The 17,011-nt window shown below is 69.4% G+C and carries 14 protein-coding genes; 6 read left to right on the top strand and 8 right to left on the bottom strand.

Annotation, left to right across the window (positions count from 1 at the left end):
* Positions 1–576: 576 nt before the first annotated feature.
* Both CG747_RS00080 and CG747_RS00085 read left to right on the top strand, forming a co-directional pair.
* Positions 577–2,859: an ATP-binding protein gene (locus CG747_RS00080; RefSeq protein WP_257980153.1), complete on the top strand. Its 2,283-nt coding sequence runs from the start codon at positions 577–579 to the stop codon at positions 2,857–2,859.
* Entirely contained in the window at positions 2,856–3,905 is a 1,050-nt protein-coding gene (locus CG747_RS00085) for an SUKH-4 family immunity protein (RefSeq protein ID WP_100599502.1), read from the top strand. The genes CG747_RS00080 and CG747_RS00085 overlap by 4 nt, the downstream gene beginning before the upstream one ends.
* 182 nt (positions 3,906–4,087) lie before the next feature.
* On the opposite strand, the gene CG747_RS00090 is transcribed toward CG747_RS00085, so the two are convergent.
* Positions 4,088–4,450, bottom strand: coding sequence for a hypothetical protein (locus CG747_RS00090; protein ID WP_100599503.1), 363 nt, complete (start codon positions 4,448–4,450; stop codon positions 4,088–4,090).
* Positions 4,451–4,834: 384 nt separating this feature from the next.
* Between CG747_RS00090 and CG747_RS00095 the strand changes: the two genes are divergently transcribed.
* Both CG747_RS00095 and CG747_RS00100 read left to right on the top strand, forming a co-directional pair.
* On the top strand, positions 4,835–5,167 hold the full coding sequence (locus CG747_RS00095; protein WP_100599504.1) for a WXG100 family type VII secretion target: 333 nt from the start codon (positions 4,835–4,837) through the stop codon (positions 5,165–5,167).
* A 182-nt stretch (positions 5,168–5,349) separates the two neighbouring features.
* Entirely contained in the window at positions 5,350–6,357 is a 1,008-nt protein-coding gene (locus CG747_RS00100) for a PE-PGRS family protein (protein ID WP_100599505.1), read from the top strand.
* A gap of 278 nt (positions 6,358–6,635) precedes the next feature.
* Here CG747_RS00100 and CG747_RS00105 read toward each other — a convergent pair whose 3' ends face one another.
* The 7 genes from CG747_RS00105 to CG747_RS00135 all read right to left on the bottom strand — a co-directional run bounded on the left by CG747_RS00105 (position 6,636) and on the right by CG747_RS00135 (position 14,463).
* Positions 6,636–7,970, bottom strand: a complete 1,335-nt coding sequence (locus CG747_RS00105) for a S8 family serine peptidase (protein ID WP_100599506.1) — start codon at positions 7,968–7,970, stop codon at positions 6,636–6,638.
* 99 nt (positions 7,971–8,069) lie between these two features.
* Positions 8,070–9,713 carry a WXG100 family type VII secretion target gene (locus CG747_RS47045; protein WP_146022030.1) on the bottom strand — a complete coding sequence of 548 codons (1,644 nt, stop codon included), beginning with the start codon at positions 9,711–9,713 and terminating at the stop codon, positions 8,070–8,072.
* A 62-nt stretch (positions 9,714–9,775) separates the two neighbouring features.
* Positions 9,776–10,087: a hypothetical protein gene (locus CG747_RS00115; protein ID WP_100599508.1), complete on the bottom strand. Its 312-nt coding sequence runs from the start codon at positions 10,085–10,087 to the stop codon at positions 9,776–9,778.
* Positions 10,080–11,357: a type VII secretion-associated serine protease mycosin gene (gene mycP / locus CG747_RS00120; RefSeq protein WP_100599509.1), complete on the bottom strand. Its 1,278-nt coding sequence runs from the start codon at positions 11,355–11,357 to the stop codon at positions 10,080–10,082. The genes CG747_RS00115 and mycP overlap by 8 nt, the downstream gene beginning before the upstream one ends.
* A 296-nt stretch (positions 11,358–11,653) precedes the next feature.
* Positions 11,654–11,944: a WXG100 family type VII secretion target gene (locus CG747_RS00125; protein ID WP_016572249.1), complete on the bottom strand. Its 291-nt coding sequence runs from the start codon at positions 11,942–11,944 to the stop codon at positions 11,654–11,656.
* Positions 11,945–12,066: 122 nt separating this feature from the next.
* Entirely contained in the window at positions 12,067–12,387 is a 321-nt protein-coding gene (locus CG747_RS00130) for a WXG100 family type VII secretion target (RefSeq protein WP_100599510.1), read from the bottom strand.
* Positions 12,388–12,795: 408 nt separating this feature from the next.
* Positions 12,796–14,463: a type VII secretion protein EccB gene (locus CG747_RS00135; protein ID WP_100599511.1), complete on the bottom strand. Its 1,668-nt coding sequence runs from the start codon at positions 14,461–14,463 to the stop codon at positions 12,796–12,798.
* A gap of 332 nt (positions 14,464–14,795) precedes the next feature.
* On the opposite strand from CG747_RS00135, the gene eccE reads away from it, so the two are divergent.
* Entirely contained in the window at positions 14,796–16,022 is a 1,227-nt protein-coding gene (gene eccE / locus CG747_RS00140) for a type VII secretion protein EccE (protein WP_100599512.1), read from the top strand.
* A complete protein-coding gene (locus tag CG747_RS00145; protein WP_100599513.1) occupies positions 16,022–16,864 on the top strand; it encodes a hypothetical protein in 843 nt (280 codons plus the stop codon). The genes eccE and CG747_RS00145 overlap by 1 nt, the downstream gene beginning before the upstream one ends.
* Positions 16,865–17,011 lie beyond the last annotated feature (147 nt).

A 17,011-nucleotide genomic window follows, 5' to 3' on the forward strand; every position in this document is an offset into this window, starting at 1 on the left:
AGCGGCACGGCGAGGGCGGACCGCTGCGTTCTCCGCGCGGACCGTCGCGCTCTCCGCTCCGCGCCGGGGTGCCGTGCGCCCCTCTCCACAAGCTTTTCCGGGTTCTCTGTCCGGGATCATCCGGTTTTTGATCTCCGTTCGGCATCGGCCGACGGAGATCCGGGGAAATATCCGCCGGACGGCAGCGCACCGGAGAAGAACACTCCGCGCGAGAACACCCGGAAAAGCACAGTCCGGACAAGATCCCCCTGGACAAGAACCCGACATCGCACGGAAATTACAAAAACCGGAAGAAGAGGATGAGGAGGGTAGGGCGGATAGCGCGGGTGGATCAGAGGGAACGGATTTTCCGCTCCTTGAGCCCCCGTCGTCCCGGGAGAACCATGCCTCCCCGTACGCCCCTCACTCCGCTCCTCCCGCTCCCTTTTCTCCCGTAGGCGCGGCACTCCTGTGTGCCGGTTTCGGAACAGCACCCCCTCGGCCGTCCCACGTATCCGGCCCGGATCATAGGATCTCTTCCGTACAGGCACGGATCCACGGAAGTGGAGGGCAGGATCGATGGGGGACGAGGAAGTCATGAGCGCCTCAGGCGAAGCAGCCGGCGCGGCGGCCGGATACGCGCCGCATCCGTACATCGGCGGCCGCACCGCGGCTCTGCGCGCACTCGCCGCCTGGCGCATGCGCTGGCCGGGCGCACCACGCGTCGTCATCCTCACCGGCAGCCCCGGCAGCGGGCGTTCCCGCCTGATGGCGGGCTTCCTGATGCTGTGCGACCCGGATTACCGCAAGCAGCTCCCGCTGGACGGCATGGACCCGGCGACGATCCCCCCGGACCTGCCGGCCCCGGCCGTGCCGAACCCTCGGGGCCTGACCTCCGCGCAGGTGACGTGGCTCCTCGCCGATCACCTCGACCTGGCCGCCGGGCGGACGGCGGACGTCTTCTCCGAACTCGCCGCCCGCGAGGAGCCGCTGACGGTCGTCGTACCGGACGTGGACCTGGCCGGTCCGGTGCGCGCCGTCGACGAGCCGGCGCGCCTGGTACGCGAGGTCCTGGTGCCGCTCGCCGCGACGCCGGCGGTCCACCTGCTGGTCGACGTGCCCCGTGAACTCGCCGGTGAGCTGGCCGGTTCGCTGCCGCGCGGCCAGGTGCAGGTGGTCGACCTCGACGAGCCCGAGTGGGCCGACCCCGAGGGCCTGGCCCTCCAGGCCGAGACCGCGCTCGCCCCGGAGGCCGGCGCCCCCGACCTCCCGTTCACCACCGACCCGGCCGCCCGGCGGGCGCTCGCCGAGGCGCTGGCCCGGCGCGCGAACGGCAGCCGGCTGGCGGTCCATCTGGCGGTGCGGTCGCTGTTCACGCACTCCGAGGGGTTCGATCCCGCCGACGAGGCGCAGCTGCCCGCCTCCGTGGGCGAGGCCCTCGATCTGCACGCCCGCCGCCTGGGCGCCGATCCGCAGACGCTCCGGCAGATGCTGGCGCCGCTGGCGTTCGCCGAGGGCGACGGGCTCCCGGTCCAGCTGTGGCGCCCGCTGGCGGACGCCGTCGCGGGGCGCGACATGGGCCAGGTCATCGCCGACGGGATGCTGCTGGCCGCCCCCTTCGTGGAGCCGGTGGAAGTCCCCGCGGACGAGGACGCCGACGACGACGAGACTCCCGGGAGCGCGGACCCCGCCGGTGCCGAGAACGCCCCCGGCGACGCGGACGCCGCCGGATCGGCGGTCCGCACCCTGGTCCGCCTGACGCACCCGGCCCTCGCCGCCGAGATCCGCTCCGGCACGCCGGACCCCCGCGGCGCCCAGACCAGGATCGCCATGGCGCTGCTGGAGGCGGTGCCCCAGCAGGACTGGTCCCGGGCCGACCGCTACGTCCGCGACCACCTCGCCGGGCACACCCTCGACGCCGGTCTGCTCCCCCAACTCCTCATCGACCCGGGCCTGTTCACGCACGCCGACCCGATCAAGCTGCGCACCGCCGTCGAGGCCGTCCCGCTCGACCAGCTGGGCGCCCCGGCCCGTACGTACCTGCGCGTCGCGCCGCTGCTCACCCGCTCCGGGGCCCCAGCCGACATGCGGGCCGCGCTCCTGGAGACCGCGTTCGTCGAGGACGGCCTCCAGCCGTACGCGGAGGCCCTGCACGGGCTGGGCCTGGAGCTGCCGTGGCGCACCCTGTGGAGCCTGCCGCTGCCGGGCGTGGTCTCGGTGACGACCGGGGTCCTCCCGGCTCCGGAAGCGGAGACGGGCACCGAGGCGGACCCGGCGGCGCCCGGCACCGCCCGCCGCCCCGTCGCCGCGCTGGTCGTCCCCGCGGGAACCCCCGGCGCCCAGCCCCTGCCGACCGCGGACCGCCCGGAGGCCCCGGCCTCCCCCGAGCCACCCAACCCCGCTGAGCCGCCCACGGGTTCGGCGCCCACGGAGACGCCGGCGGCTCCCGAGCCCCCGCCCTCCACCGCCCTCCTCCTCCACGACCTGCTCCGCCCGGGGTACGTCGACGCCGACCCCGCGCGGGTGCTGCGCCCGTCGGAGGAGGAGCGGGCCGCGGCCGCGTACGGGTTCAGCCGCGGCGCCGACTACCTGCGGGTGTGGGCCCGGGAGAGCGGCGAGGTGGTGACCGCACTGATCTCCGACTCCCCGTTCCGCGACGCCGACCTCGCGCCGGAGGGCGTCCTCGTCGTCGCCACCGAACGCGGCGTGACGGCACGTCGGATCCTCACCCCGGCGCCCGCGCCGGCCCCGGCCGCCGAGGCCGCCGGGGCCGCCGAGGCCGCGCCCGCCCTCCCCGCCCAGGCCACCGCGCCCACCGAGGCCGCCACCACGGCCGCCGCCCAGGGCCGCCCCCACGGCCCCGAAGGAGACCACTCGTGAACACCCAGGCGCAGGCAGGCACCACCGCCCAGCCGCCGGTCACCGGCCCCGGCAACACCGCCGTGGCGACCTACCTCGACCCGTCCACCGGCGAGGAGACCAACCTCGCCCAGGTCTCCCGCCCCGGCCTGCCGCCCGCCGAGTACCAGCTGTTCGACGAGTTGCGACGGCTGGGCGTGGACGGCGCCGCGGTCCGCGCGGTCCACACCGACCTGGGGCCCGCGATGCTGCCCGGCGGCTACACCGGCGACTTCGTCCTGCGGGCCTTCCCGAACGCCGCGTTCTCCTGCACCGCCGAGTACGGCGTGCGCCCCGAGGAGCGCGCCGCGGCCATCGCCGGACTGCTCCGGCACATCGAGACCATGCACCGGCTCGCGGGTCGCCAGGCGCCGCCCCAGCCGCACCGCACGCCCGTTCCGCAGGCCGTCGCCCCCGCGCCGCCGCTGCCCGACGCGGACCTCGGCGCCCACCTCACCGAGGTCTTCGGCGCCGACGGCGTACGCCGCCCCGACGCCGGAGCGCTCGCCGCCACCCAGCTCCCCGAGGACACCCGGGCCACCCTGACCGAGGCCGGTCTCCCCGCCCTCGTCCCGTACTTCTTCACCGCCGACGACCCCGCCGCCCCGCCGGCCGGCGGCCTGTTCACCGACGCCGCCACCCACCTCAGGGAATCGGGGACGAACGCCCGGCCGGAGGTCCTCGACATCCTCGCCGGATACGTCCGCGTCGGCACCGACGGCCTGTACACCCTCGCCGTCCAGTGCGCCGCCCCGGAGGACGACCCGAGCCAGCTCGGCACCCTGTGGGCCGTCCAGCCCGGCACCGGCGGCGCCCGTTTCGTCAACCGCTCCCTCGGCGCCTACCTGCGCTCCCTGGCCCTCCTGGTCACCACGCGCCGGCAGTTGGCCGGTCTCGACCCCTACGCCTCGGGCGCCGCGGTCGCCGGCTTCCAGGAACAGCTCGTGGCCCTCGACCCGTGGTCTCTGGACGACGCCGACAACTGGTGGTCCCTGGTGACCGAGCAGATGTGGCACGGCCTGTTCTGACCGGCCGCCACCAGACGGAACCGACCGCCACCAGGCGGAAGAAGAGGAAGGCGACAAGGAGGCGGCCCGCCGCCACGTCTCCCCTACGGCGCGGCGGCCGGCTCACCCGAGCCGGCCGCACCCCGCCGAGCGACCTCCGTCCGGGCTCTCTCAGCCCGACGGATCTCCGCCGCGGCATCCCCTCACGGCAGCAGCCAGTCCGCGGCGAACGCCGCCACCAGCCCCAACGCCAGCAGCCAAGTACCCAGCCGGGTACGCCCGTTGCGGGCGAGTTCGATGACGATCCCGCAGAGTACGAGCGCGGCTCCGTACACCCCGACGACCAGCACCGACGTGCGGGCGGCCAGCCGGACCACGAGCAGCACCGCCATCGCGGCCATCATCACCGAGGCCAGCACGACCCGCACCCGCCGCGCCTGACGAGGCGTCAACCCGACGCGGTCCCCCTCAGCGGCAGCATCACCGCCGCCCTTCCCCTCACCCTCTTCCTCTCCCACACCTTCGGAAAAGGGCTCCTCGGCCTGCTCGTTCCCCGCTGCGTCCATGAGCGGAAATGCTACGGGAGTCCGAGCAACCACCCTCGCCCGTCCCCCACGCCCACACATCCCCCCTCCTCCCTCCCCCCACCAGGAATGCGACGCGATTCGCCGTTGCCGATCCCGCCGTCACCCCGGACCGTTTCCCCGGGGCCCGCACACTTCCGCCCCCCGCCTCCCCCAAATTTCCCCAACTCCCCACACCCCACCCAATTCCCCAGATTTCACCAATCACAGACGGCGCCCCAATTACCGGAAACCGCAACGCCGTTGACCGCCCCGTACCACATCCACCCGCCCCACTCGCCTTGACACGCCCGCACTCAGATCACCTAATGTGGGAGCGTTAGGCGTGACGAGCAAGGCGCGGAACACACTGGCAATACGGGGGCAATGGTGGCTGGCAAGGCATTTGACGTCGACCCTGATGTACTGAAGTCGCAGGGCGACGCTTTCGTCCACATCGGCGGCGATTTCTCCAAGGCGTCGAAGAAACTCCAGGACGATCTTGAAGGGCTCGGCAGCCCCTGGGAGAACTGCGACTTCGGGGACGCCTTCGAGACGATCTACACCCCGATCAGGGACGGCATGTTCAAGTCGATGGATTCCCTCGGCGAACGCCTTGAGGGCATCGGCGACAAGCTCCAGGGCATGGCCCGTACGTACGCCGACTCCGACGAGCAGGGCGTCCACGTCATCAGCGCGGTCAACCGCCCGATGGTCTGACGCAGGTCCGGCAACCCCTCGGTCGAGGCCGGGCACCACCATTCCGGGCCCACCCCTCGACCCCGGTCCGCCATTCCTGCACCAGCCCCTCCACCGCCGCCCTTCCATTCCTTTCCACCCCACCACTTCTTCGCCTTCCCACCATTTCGATTTCAGCCACACCCGCACGGGGGACGAACACTGTGTCTTTGCAGCTGCCTGGCGAGCTCGTCTGGATTCTGAACCTCCTGGGCTACGACTGGCCCGATGCCGACGAGGACAAGCTCCACGAATGCGCCTCGGCCTGGCGAAACTTCGCCGAGTCGGTCAACGAAACGAATTCCCAGGGCTCGACGGCGGCCAATCAGGTCCTCTCCGCCAATTCCGGCGAGGCGGTCGAGGGCTTCTCCCACGAGTGGGGCGGATTCAACGGCTCCGGCGACAGCGGCGACAACTACCTCCGCGACGCCGCCGCGGCGGCCGAGGTCATCGCCGTGGCCTTCGACGCGGCCGCCATCGCCGTACTGGCCGGCAAGGTCGCGGTCATCGTCCAACTCGTCATGCTGGCCGCCGAAATCATCGCGGCACAGGCCGCCGCGCCCTTCACCCTGGGCCTGTCCGAGATCGGCGCGGCCGGAGCCACCCAGGCGACCCGTGTGATCGTCCGCCAGATCCTCGCCAAGATCAGGCAGGAGGTCATGCAGGCCGCCACCAAGGCCATGGAGCACGCCACCATGGACGCCATCAAGAAGCTGGCGAAGAAGGCGGTCTCCAAGGAAGCCCGCAAGGTGGTGACCGACTACGCCAAGCAGCAGATCAAGGAAACGGTCAAGGACACCGTCAAGGAGAAGGTCGTCGACGCGGCCAAGGAGAAGGCCACCGAGGCCGCCACGGAGATGGCCCAGAACGTCGCCGAACAGAGCATCGAAACCCACTTCGGCGAACGCGACGGCATCAAACTCGACGAAACCGCGGACATCGCCAAGGAGAAGGCTGGCGAGTACGTCGACGGGCTCAAAGAGGGCGCCAGCGACCTCACCAACCCCAAGACGTACATCGACCACGCCCGCGACGACCTCACCAACCGCGGCCTGGACCAGGCCCAGAAGCACGTCGACCAACGCACCGGCGGCGCCGCCACCCGCCACCAGGGCGTCACCGACGGCGCCAAGGACACCGTCCGCGAACAGGTCCGCTCGGTCTTCGGCTGACAGGCGTCGCCGTCCCCGGGGAACACCCTTCCGACCTGAACCGGCCTACCGCCTCGCCCCCGCCCTTGCCCCCGTTTCCGCGCCACTCCGCGGAAACGGGGGCAAGGGCGCTCCCCGACGAACGAACTCCGACCGGGGGAACCCGCAGCACCCCCTACGAACCTCACGCGACTACAACTGCCCTCACAAAGAAGGGGCCCGCAGCTCAATGCTGCGGGCCCCAACTCCTGCCAGGCTCGGCTCGCCTACATCACGGCATCAGCCCGACCTATCGACCTTCACTGACCCGGGTACTGATTGGGCGGCGGCGGAAACGCCCCCGGACCGTTCGGCTGCTGCTGATACGGATTGGCCGGCTGCTGCGGGAACCCGGGTCCAGCGGGACCGCCAGGACCACCGGGCCCACCGAACCCACCCGGAGGCGGCCCGTTACGACCGTTCTTCTTCTGCCGGACCACGACGAGCACGATGATCCCGATGACCACGAGAACACCGACGCCGACACCCACAAGGAGCATGGGCTTGATTCCACTGCTCTTCTGCCCACTCGCCTGGTCACCCGACGCACCCGCGCTGCTCGCACCACTGGCGGTCGCCGACGGATCCGCCTGAGGCATCTTCAACGGCCCGTTCTTGGAACCGGCCGGAATGTCCTGGGTCAACGCACGCAACGGCCGGATGAAACCGTAGCCGTAGTGCGGATCCGGAAGCGTCAAACCAGCCTTGGACGGCGGGAGTCCAGCGGTCTTGACTAGGCGGTTGACGATTTGGCCGGCGGTGAGGTCGGGGAACTTCGAACGAAGGAGGGCTGCTGCTGCGGAGACGTAGGCTGTCGAGTCGGAAGTGCCGGATCCACGCTCGTACGGCTCCTCATTCGACGACGTCGCCGATGTGATCGATACACCTGGCGCCGTGAGCATCAACTGACTGCCTGAGTTGGACTTTTCCCAGACTTGCCCAGCCTTGTCCACAGCTCCTACCGCCACAACTCCCGGCGCTGCAGCGAGGGAACCCAGCTCACTTTTGCCATCGTTTCCCGAACCGACTACAACCAGGACATTCTTCTGAGCTGCGTAAGCCAGTGCACGCTTATCAGAGTCGGTGAGGAAATCAACAACCATTGAAATGTTGATGACATTGGCGCCGTGATCGACTGCGTACCTAATTGCCCCCCCGAGCCCGGCATGCTCCACGCCATCGCCAACCTCCGGCATCGCAACCGGAAGGATTTTCGCATCCGGCGCTAGCCCCTTAACTCCATCGGAGTTTCCAGGACCATGCCCGTGCGCAGCGATCAATGCCGCCATCGCGGTTCCGTGATCGTTGGTTGTCGACGCATCCGCATGGTCAGCGCGCCCACCATCGACGAAGCTTTTCCCCGGAAGTACATTGCCTTGCAGGTCGGGGTGACTGCCGTTCACGGGCTGGTCGATCACTGCAACAGTGACCCCCTTGCCGGTGGCCTCTTTCCAGACGTTCTCCGCTTCAAAATTACTAAGTGGCCATTGAGAGCCCCTGATCTGATCTGCAGAAGCGGCAGGGGCGGCACCGAAGAGCAGCGCTCCCGCCACCACCGCGCCGCCTACCGCACGCAGCGTCCGCGTGAAGCTCATGCTGTTACACCTCTCCCTGACAGGCTGGGGCCCGCAGCCGGAGGACTGCGAGCCCCGGTTCAGTTTTCCGCCATGCGCCAGAACTAGACCGGTTGGGCCCTACTCGATGACCTTAGGCGCCACATTACGCTCCGGCGTCCAAGTCTCCTCATCCTCCACCAGGTAATCTGGACGCTGTCCGTTTTCGTTACCCTTCTCCTTGCCCTTGGCCCCGTTGGCGCCATGGGCACCCGCCATACCCGCAGGACGGCGACCGCCAGTCGCACCCTTCTGGGTACCTCCACGGCTTCGATGCAACCCCGAGCCGCCTTGTGCACCGGCTCCGGTTTTGCCCCCCTTACCGCCAACGACACCACCCTTCTGGCGAGCAAGGGCAGAACCCTTCCCGGCTGCACCGCCGCCTTTAGCGCCAGCCCCCTTGCCCCCAGCAGCAGCACCACCCATGCCTGGCATACCCGGGCGGCCGCCTCGGGCACCAGCACCAGCACCAGCACCAGCACCGGCACGTGCGCCTCCCGTAGCGCCGCCACGTGCGCCTCCCATAGCGCCACCAATGCCGCCGATCGCGCCTGGCATTCCGCTACCGCCGATGCCTGCCCCCGAACCGGCTCCTACACCAGAACCAGAGCCCAGACCACCGGTACCAATACCGCCGCCGAGCCCACCGCCGATACCTCCGGCACCGCCCGTCCCAAGACCTGTTCCTCCTGAGAGACCTTCAAGTCCGGTCTTGATGGGGGTAGCAGGTGGCTTCGGCAAGCTGCCAATGCCGCCATCGACACCATGCAGCTTCGGCGCATCCAAGACGGGCGGTGTCTTGTAACCGCCCCCCTTCATGTCGGGAATGTTCGCTGCCGGCATGCCTCCCTTGGGGCCAGTCGGCGTTGGGCCAAATGCCCCGATGGGAGGAATATAGGGAGTGCCGTCGTTCCCGCTGCCCGGATCCTTGATGCGGTCGCCGTCTTGAACTACACGGCCGGCCTGTAGAGCTGACGTCCCGGCCCGATACGTAGTGGCCAACTGCTCCATGTAATGAGCAGCCTGAAGCGATCGCTCCCTGTCGATCGACAGGTTGTCGCGATTCTTGTTCATGGCGTCCCAGATGCTCATCTTGGGGTTCGCCAGGTCCTTGTTCAGCCCCGAATCATCGCGGCCGTCCCCCGTCATCCCGAGCATGTCGGCAGCCGCAGCGATCCCGGCTCCGCCAGGGATCATTGCCAGCTTCCCCGTGCCGGATGCCGAGAAGTCATGCAGGCGGTCGGCCGCGCGCTCGAGCGTACTCGGCTCCTTCACGCCCGCGACGAATCCCTTGGCCTGCGCCAGCCGCTCAGCGATCTGTTCCAGGACGTGGCCGGTGTTGTGGGGATACGGGGCCAGCTTCGCGAAGTTCTCGCTGATCTTCTGGGCCTGCTTGGCGAACTGGTCCGCGGAGGAGCCGTGCCACGTCTGCAGGACCTTGGTCACCGCATCGTCGAAGTGCTTCTTGATCCCACTGTTCCAGTCCTCGCCGACGAGCGAGTTGCGGACCTTCTTCCAGCCTCCCGCGACATTGCCGACTTCCTCGGGATTGGCGTTGGCCACCATCTTCTTGAGGCCTTCAAGCCCCTGATCGGTGAACTGCGGGCGGCTCGCCATGAGCTCGGGACCCTGTTCCTGTGCCTCTCCAGACCCGCTGGCCGGCCCAGATGGTGCCTGCGGAGCGTTTACCTTCGCCGGCTTGAACTCGCTGTCATGTGATGCCATCTACTGTCCCCCACTCCGTCCATCGAACATCTCTGTTCATCGCCACGATCTGCCGGCCTAGCTCAGGCCATGCCAACGCTGTTGTCCGCTTCAGCGTCCTGGTACGCACCCCGGACCTTCGCCGACTTCTTCCCGAACGTGTCGACAAGGCCCTCGACCAAGTCCATCAGCTTCTCGATGTCGGCCTTCATCTTCTCGTGAGCCCCGTACAGCTCCCCTGTTTCCTTGAAGCCGTCCCCGAGGGACCCCTTCGGCAGGTAAGTGCTGTTCTTCGCGGTGCTCTTGGAGTCGCCCATGTCCTTGAGGACCTGGTTCAGCTCCTTGACGACCTGATCGAGGGCGTCGAGATCAACGCCGTATTCGTTGCTAGCCATGCTTGGCCTCCCCGTGTGATGTCATTCCGGTCTTACGGCGCCAGTCGCGCACAGCGACCGACGAGCCCACGACCGTGCCGACGGCGAGGAGTCCGCCGCCGACGATGTAGATGGCGATGCGGGCCTGTCGTTCCTCGGACGATTCGCCGAGGGTGAGGACGGCCGGCTGGATGTTGGAGCCGTCGGCCACTCCGGAGAATTTATCCGGAGTGGGTTCGGCGGTCGGACGGGTGTCGTCCTTGAGCGCGGCGACCGGGTCGATCACACCCCAACCGATGTTGTCGTCACGGCCCCGGCGGACGCGGTCGGCGGTCTGCTCCAGGTGCCAGATGACCTCGCGGGGCGTCCACTTGTCCTTGCCGTCCTTGTGCTTGGCCACCAGGAGGGCCGCGGCTCCGGCGGCGTACGGGGCGGCGAAGCTGGTGCCCTGGTCGACGCAGTTGCCGCCGAGCGGGACGGTCGAGACCATGTCGACGCCGGGTGCGGCGATGTTGACGAAGGATCCGGGCTGGGAGAAGGGCGCGCGCTCGTCGTTGCGGTCCGAGGCGGCGACGGCCAGGACGTTGTCGTAGTTCTCGCTGAACGCGGCGGGGTAGATGTTCTTCTCCTCGCCGCTGGCGCCGCTGTTGCCGGCGGCGGCGACGATCAGGACGTCGTGGGCCTTGGCGTTCTTGACCGCCTGCTCGAGTGTCGGCAGCAGTTGCTTGTTGGCCGCCGTGCCCTGCGAGATGTTGATGATGTCCACGTTGGCCGCGACCGCGTCGTTGATCGCCTGGGCGAGGGTTTCGGCGGTGCCGGCCTTCTCGTCGCTGGTCTGCTGGAACGGGATGACCTTGGCCTCGGGGGCGATGCCGTAGAAGCCGGACGTCGAGCTGCTGCGGGCCGCGATGATGCCGGCGACCTTGGTGCCGTGACCGACCTTGTCCTGGGTGGGCTTGCCGCCGACGTAGGTCTTGCCGGGGCCCTCGATGGCGCCCTGGAGCTGCTTGTTGCCCGCGTCTATGCCGGTGTCGATGACGGCGACCCGGATGCCCTGTCCCTTTCCGCTCGCCCACATCTGGTTGGTGAGCAGGCGCTGGAGGGACCAGGGGGTCTCTTTGATGTCGTCGGTGCCGAACTTGCACTCACCGCTCTGCAGCGGGGTGTTCTCGTCCGCTACCGCCGGCGCGGCGGCGGCACTCGACAGACCGACGATGCAGGCCGCCGTGACCAGAGCACCCGTCGCGCGGCGGCGGTGCCCGGTTCGTAGACCAATGGCGCGAGATCCCACGGGTTTTCTGCTCTCCATTGCGTTTGGGAGGGGGCGGGTTGGGGCGGGACGAGGGGTTGCAGGAAGGCTGGGCGCGAGACGGCGGTGGCGGCGGGTTTGGAACGTCGCGGGTGAGGAAGTGGTGACGATGGGGGGAGAGATGGTGAAGGCGTCACCGGGAGGGCGTGACCGGACGGCAGAAGGGCGAGCGCACTGATGCAGCGCGCTCGCCCTCATTGACCACTGTGCGAGCCGTCGGGGGCTGCTCAGCCGTGTGCCGTCCTTGCCGTGCCTACTCGCGCGATGCGAGGTCAGCCCTACTGCCAGATGCTGGCGTTCTTGCTCTCAGTGCTCTGGTAGTTCTGGGCGGCGGTGTCCAGCGCCTTGGCGATGGCCTCAAGCGTCTGCTGCAGGTGCGCGGCACGCTGGTCCCACTCGCGCTGGCGGGCCTGGTAGCCCTCCTGCGCGGCGCCTTCCCAGCTCGCGGCGACCTTCTTGACGCCCGCCTCAAGGTCGTCCAGCTGCTGCCGGATGTTGTTGGCGGTCTGACGCACGTCGGAACTCGCCTGGCTGATCGTGTGGAAATTGACCAGGATCTGGCCGGACATGGGGTCTCCTCAGGAGTTGATGCTGGCTAGTCGAATCACGTGCCGTGGTGGCGGACCGGACCTGTCCGGCTGACCGGACCGCGGCGGGTGGGCGAGCGCGCCGGGTCAGTGGCGCGGCCCCATCATCCGAACGGGGAAGCCTGGGCGGTGACGTGCGAGATCGACTGGGCCTGCTCTTCTTCGGAGGACTGGTAGTTCCCCGTGGTCTGGTCGACCGCTTCCTTGATCTCAGCCAGCAGCTGGTTGATCCGGTTGCCGTCCTCGTTCACCTGCGACTGCAGCTGGTGGTACGAGGAGGCCGCCTGGCCCTTCCACCCCGAGGTGATGGTGTCGACGACCGTGTTCAGACGCTGGAGTTCGCCCTGGATCGCCTGGTTGACCGAGTCGATTTTGCCGCTGAACGCGACCATCTCCTCGTGAGTGAGTGTGAACTGACCAGCCATGGTCAACGTCCCCCATGAGACTCGTACGTCGGCCGCGCGGTGCCGGCAAGGGCGGTGCGCGGATGGCATCTCCTGCTGACGCCTCCTGCCACATTACCTACTCCACACGCCTGTTCCCAACAGGGGGACGGCGGTTGTGACGGGATCACAACAATGTCAACTGGGCCTCGGGAAACCGGCGTTCAGCAGAAACGGGCAGATGGGGCGGATTCGGTCAACCGGTAGTGAAGATTCCGGGGAGGGGAAAGGGTTCCGGGAGCCCGCGGGAGGAGCGGCGGAAGGGGAAGCCCGGCGTCCGGCGCGGGCGTTCGGAGGCGGACGGCACGGAGGCCGCGCCGGGACCCGTGAGACGGGTACCGGCGCGGCCTCATGCGGTGCGTGCGCCGCTGCGATCGGCCTCCCCGGGCGTCAGGAAGCCTGCGGCTTGGACGCGCTCGCCACGTCCAGCTGCGGGCCCGCGGAGAGCAGCTTGGACCACGACGCCAGGATGAGCGGCGGGCGCGCGTCGCCGTAGCCGAGGTGGATCTGCGCCTGGTCCTGCTCCTGCTTGTCGTTGCCGGCCTTGGTGGCGGAGTCGTTGTTCCGCGGGATCGAGTAGCGCAGGCCGGTGTCGGTGACCAGGAAGAGGCTGCCGGAGTTCGCCTTGGGGGTGGCGACCTCCTGGTAGAACAGGCCGCTGCCGGGGGTGACGTAGGTGCTGGAACCGGGGGCGATCTTGGCCGGGTAGTCCTTGCCGACCCAGGTGGTCATGTCCGGGAGGCCGTTGGGGTAGCCGAGCTTGTCGGTGCCCGGGTACTTGCTGTCGGTCCCCTTGTAGACGCTGCAGGAGACGCCGTTCGGGGTGGGGGTGGACAGGCCGCCGGTCTGCGAGCCGTGCGCGAAGTCGTTGGCCGCGGTGACCATCTCCTTGGGCCACGGGTTGTCCACGTCCGTGTTCCCGACCTTGCCGTAGAACGTGACCGGGTGGTTGGTGGCGTCCAGCTTGGGGCTCACGCTGCCGGTGGCGACGTTCACCGGCGCAAGCGCCTTGCCGGGGACGCCGTTCACCTTCTCCGCGTTGTCACCCTGCTCCAGGAGGTTGGCCACGAAGTTCGTCACCTGTTCTACGCCGTCCTGCCGGACCACGTACTTCACGCCGTCGCCGACCTGGAGGATGGCGCCGACCTTCCGCGCCTCGGCGGGAATCGCCGAGTTGGAGACCGGGGCGCCGGCACCGGTCACCTTCGGCATGCTGATCGCGTAGGGGCTCTTGATCAGCGTGCCCATGAAGTCCGCGGAGACCTTCTGCGGTTCGGCCTGGGAGCCGAAGATGATGCGGCGCAGGGCCCGGTCGGCCTCGGTGTCGGTGTGCTTGGTGTTGGCCTGCGCCTCCGTGGCGGCCTGCACCTCGTCGGCGATCATCTGGAACGCGAAGCCGTTCTGGTCCACCAGCCACTTCACGCCGTCCGGGTCCTCGACGTACAGCGCCTGGTGGAGGTCGAGCTTGCCCTGCTTGGTGTCGTCGATCTTGTCCCGGTCCTTGCCCGCGAGGACGAACACCGCCTGCTGCGTCTTGCTGTTGACACCGCTGCCGGGGCGGTCGCACACCGCCCAGGTCTTGGGCTTGGCCACGTCCGAGGGGTTGGGCAGCCGGTCCGGGGCGTAGGGAATGCCGATCGCCGCGCCGCGCGAGATCTTTCCGCTGTCGAGCTCGGATTCCTTGACCTTGAGGACCTGGAACTTCTTCGGGTCGAGAAGAAGCTTGGCCGAGGCCAGATTCAGAACGGGATGCAGCAGCTTCTGCTTTGTCCCGTTCGCGTCCTTGCTTTCCAGAACCACATAGCGGGTGGTGGATTCATCGCCGACGAGGACATTTGCCCCCACGGTGTCCCATCCCGCCGGGGCGACCGGCTTGAGAATGCCGCAGGCCCCGAAACCCACGAGCACCACGACCCCCATCACCACGCTGGGCAACACTGCCTTCAGCGGCTTGGGCGCGCTTTCGATGGAGCCGTTCGGCAGCGGCTTCAGAAATGCCGCATTCGTACGCTTTCGAGCAAACGAATACGCATTCAGCTCGTCCCGACGTGATGCCATTGTTGCTTTCTCTCCCCGCCTGTTGGATCCACATCGACCGCCCCCGGCACTCACGCCGTAGCGCCCTCTACTATGCCGTGTATCGATCGAGCCGTACGGTACGGGTGCCACCTTCCAACGCACCAGTCGTAACGGCGGCCGATACGCCTACAGGCACCACCACCAGTAGAGGAGCAGGCCGGGGGATGTCCAGCGCCACCAGGGCTCGACGCCGCAATGGGCGGCAACAGCAGCAACAGCCTTCCGCTGCACCGCAATCCGCGGGAAATGGGGGGCAGAACGGCACAGCTGCGGGCGACAGAGGAAACGGCGGCCGGGGCGCGGCCGGACCGGTGTCGCCCCGACTGCGCCAACAGGCCGGGACCATCGGCGGCGTCCGGGTCCAACAGCTGGCCATCATCGAACTCGCCGCGGCGCTGGTCCTGGTGGGCCTGTCGATGCATCACCCGGTGGCGCTGACCGTGGCCGTGGTGGTGGCGGTCGTCCTGGTCATCTTCGCGCTCGGCCGGCGCCGGAAGATCCCGCTCCCCGAGTGGATCATCACCGTGCGCGCGATGAACCGCCGCGGCAAGACCGCCAACGACAACCTCACCGCCACCCAGGGCGTCGACCCCGCCTTCGCCCCGGTGGTGGAGTGCGACCCGGCGCTGCGCACCTACGAGTACACCGACGCCGAGCAGCGCACCATCGGCTTCGTCGGCGACGGCACGTTCCTGACCGCGATCGTCCAGGTGGACGCACGCGACGAACCGCTGCGGCCGCAGCGCGGCAGCCACATGGTCCCGCTGGAGCTGCTGCACACCGCTCTGGACATCGAGGACATCCACCTGGAGTCCGTGCAGTTCGTCCAGTACACCCAGCCCGCCCCGGCGCCGCACCTGCCCGAGCAGGCCGTCGCGGCCCGCTCCTACGCGCCGCTCCAGGCCCAGTCGCAGACCCCCGCGGTGCAGCTGACCTGGATCGCGCTGAAGCTCGACCCGGAGCTGTGCGCGGAGGCGATCGAGGCCCGCGGCGGCGGCATGGACGGCGCCCAGCGCTCCCTGCTGCGCGCCGCCGACCAGCTCGTCAGCCGCCTCACCTCGCACGGTGTGCGCGCCAAGGTCCTCGACGAGCGCGAGGTGGTGGCCGCGGTCGGCACCGCGGTGTGCGTCAGCCCGCGGGCCGCGAGCGGCGCGATGGGCCGGGACGGCCGGGCTGCCCGCCGCATCCAGGAGACCACCCGGGCGATGCGCTGCGACGACCGCTGGCACACCACGTACTGGATCGGCCGGTGGCCCCAACTCGGCCGCGGTGGCGCCCCGTTGGCCGCCATCACCCAGCTGCTGACCAGCACCCGGGCGATGGCCAGCACCTTCGCGCTGACCGCGACGCACGGCGGCGGCCGCATGCCGGCCATTTCCGGCTACATCCGACTGTCGACCCGTAGCGACAACGAACTCGACGCCGCGCAGACCGAGTTGGAGCGCCGTTCCGGCTCCGCCAAGGTCGGACTGGTCCGACTCGACCGCGAGCAGCTGCCCGGCCTGCTGGCCACGCTTCCCCTCGGAGGTACCCGCTGATGGGCACTCCCACGTATCAGCCCCGCGTCAACGTCAGCAGCGACGGCTGGCGCACCCCGACGAACCAGGGCATCTCCGGTGGCCGGCTCTCGCACCAGCCGCGTCCGGACGAGGAGCAGTCCGGGCCGACGGGGCCGAAGCCGCGGCCCGGTTTCGGACTGCGCGGCCCGCGGCGCAACCCGCACGTCCTGACGGCCGACGCGCTCGCCGCGCTGACCCTGCCGGTCGGCGACGACGGCGTCATCATCGGCATCGACCCGCAGAACCAGCCGGCCGTGCTGAGCCTGCTGCGCCCCGCGCCGATGGAGATCGTGCTGGTCGGCAGCATGTGGATGGCGCAGGTGCTGGCGCTGCGCACGGTCGCCACCGGCGCCCGGGTCGCGGTGGAGACCGCCCGGCCGCCGGCCTGGGGCCAGATGGCGCAGGCCGCCGGCGGCGGTCAGCAGTGCGTCTCGGTCTTCGACGTGCGCCAGATCGCGCCGCAGGGACCGTCGGTTTCCAGCCCCGTGCTGGTCGTCCGCGACATGGGTGCGCGCCCGCCGCGCAACCAGCTCGCGCCGAGCCCCTGGCAGACCGTGTTGACGGTGCTGCCGTTCCTCGGGCCGCGCTCGCCGCAGATGCTCGGCCGGGCGGACCTGGTCGGCCTCCAGCGGCTGTCGCCCGAGGAGGCGGAGGTTGTGACGCGGATCATGCGCCTGCCGGACAACGTCGGTGCGGTGCTGCCGACGCTGAGCGACAACGCCATGCTGTGGTGCCGGCGGGACGGCGACCACCAGTTCGTGATGACCCAGCCCACCGAGGCGGAGACCAACCTGCTGGGCGGGCCGCGCCGCATGGACTGACCGTTCCCACCGGCCGGTTGTCCGCGGGCGCGGGTGCGCCCGCGGCACGGCCGGCCGCCGGGCACGGACAACGGGCGCATCCACGGGGTGCGCCCGTAGGCGTGCCGAGGGCTTGAAGACGACATGGCATCGACTGCCGTTATGGGC

This window comes from Streptomyces sp. CB02959, from assembly GCF_002803155.1.
Lineage (GTDB): Bacteria > Actinomycetota > Actinomycetes > Streptomycetales > Streptomycetaceae > Streptomyces.

Excerpts from the sequence above, each read along its gene's own strand:
- CG747_RS00080 (WP_257980153.1), top strand. The coding sequence starts at position 577 with ATGAGCGCCTCAGGCGAAGCAGCCGGCGCGGCGGCCGGATACGCGCCG.
- CG747_RS00090 (WP_100599503.1), bottom strand. The coding sequence starts at position 4,450 with ATGGACGCAGCGGGGAACGAGCAGGCCGAGGAGCCCTTTTCCGAAGGT.
- CG747_RS00095 (WP_100599504.1), top strand. The coding sequence starts at position 4,835 with ATGGTGGCTGGCAAGGCATTTGACGTCGACCCTGATGTACTGAAGTCG.
- CG747_RS00105 (WP_100599506.1), bottom strand. The coding sequence starts at position 7,970 with ATGAGCTTCACGCGGACGCTGCGTGCGGTAGGCGGCGCGGTGGTGGCG.
- CG747_RS47045 (WP_146022030.1), bottom strand. The coding sequence starts at position 9,713 with ATGGCATCACATGACAGCGAGTTCAAGCCGGCGAAGGTAAACGCTCCG.
- CG747_RS00115 (WP_100599508.1), bottom strand. The coding sequence starts at position 10,087 with ATGGCTAGCAACGAATACGGCGTTGATCTCGACGCCCTCGATCAGGTC.
- CG747_RS00125 (WP_016572249.1), bottom strand. The coding sequence starts at position 11,944 with ATGTCCGGCCAGATCCTGGTCAATTTCCACACGATCAGCCAGGCGAGT.
- CG747_RS00130 (WP_100599510.1), bottom strand. The coding sequence starts at position 12,387 with ATGGCTGGTCAGTTCACACTCACTCACGAGGAGATGGTCGCGTTCAGC.
- CG747_RS00135 (WP_100599511.1), bottom strand. The coding sequence starts at position 14,463 with ATGGCATCACGTCGGGACGAGCTGAATGCGTATTCGTTTGCTCGAAAG.
- CG747_RS00145 (WP_100599513.1), top strand. The coding sequence starts at position 16,022 with ATGGGCACTCCCACGTATCAGCCCCGCGTCAACGTCAGCAGCGACGGC.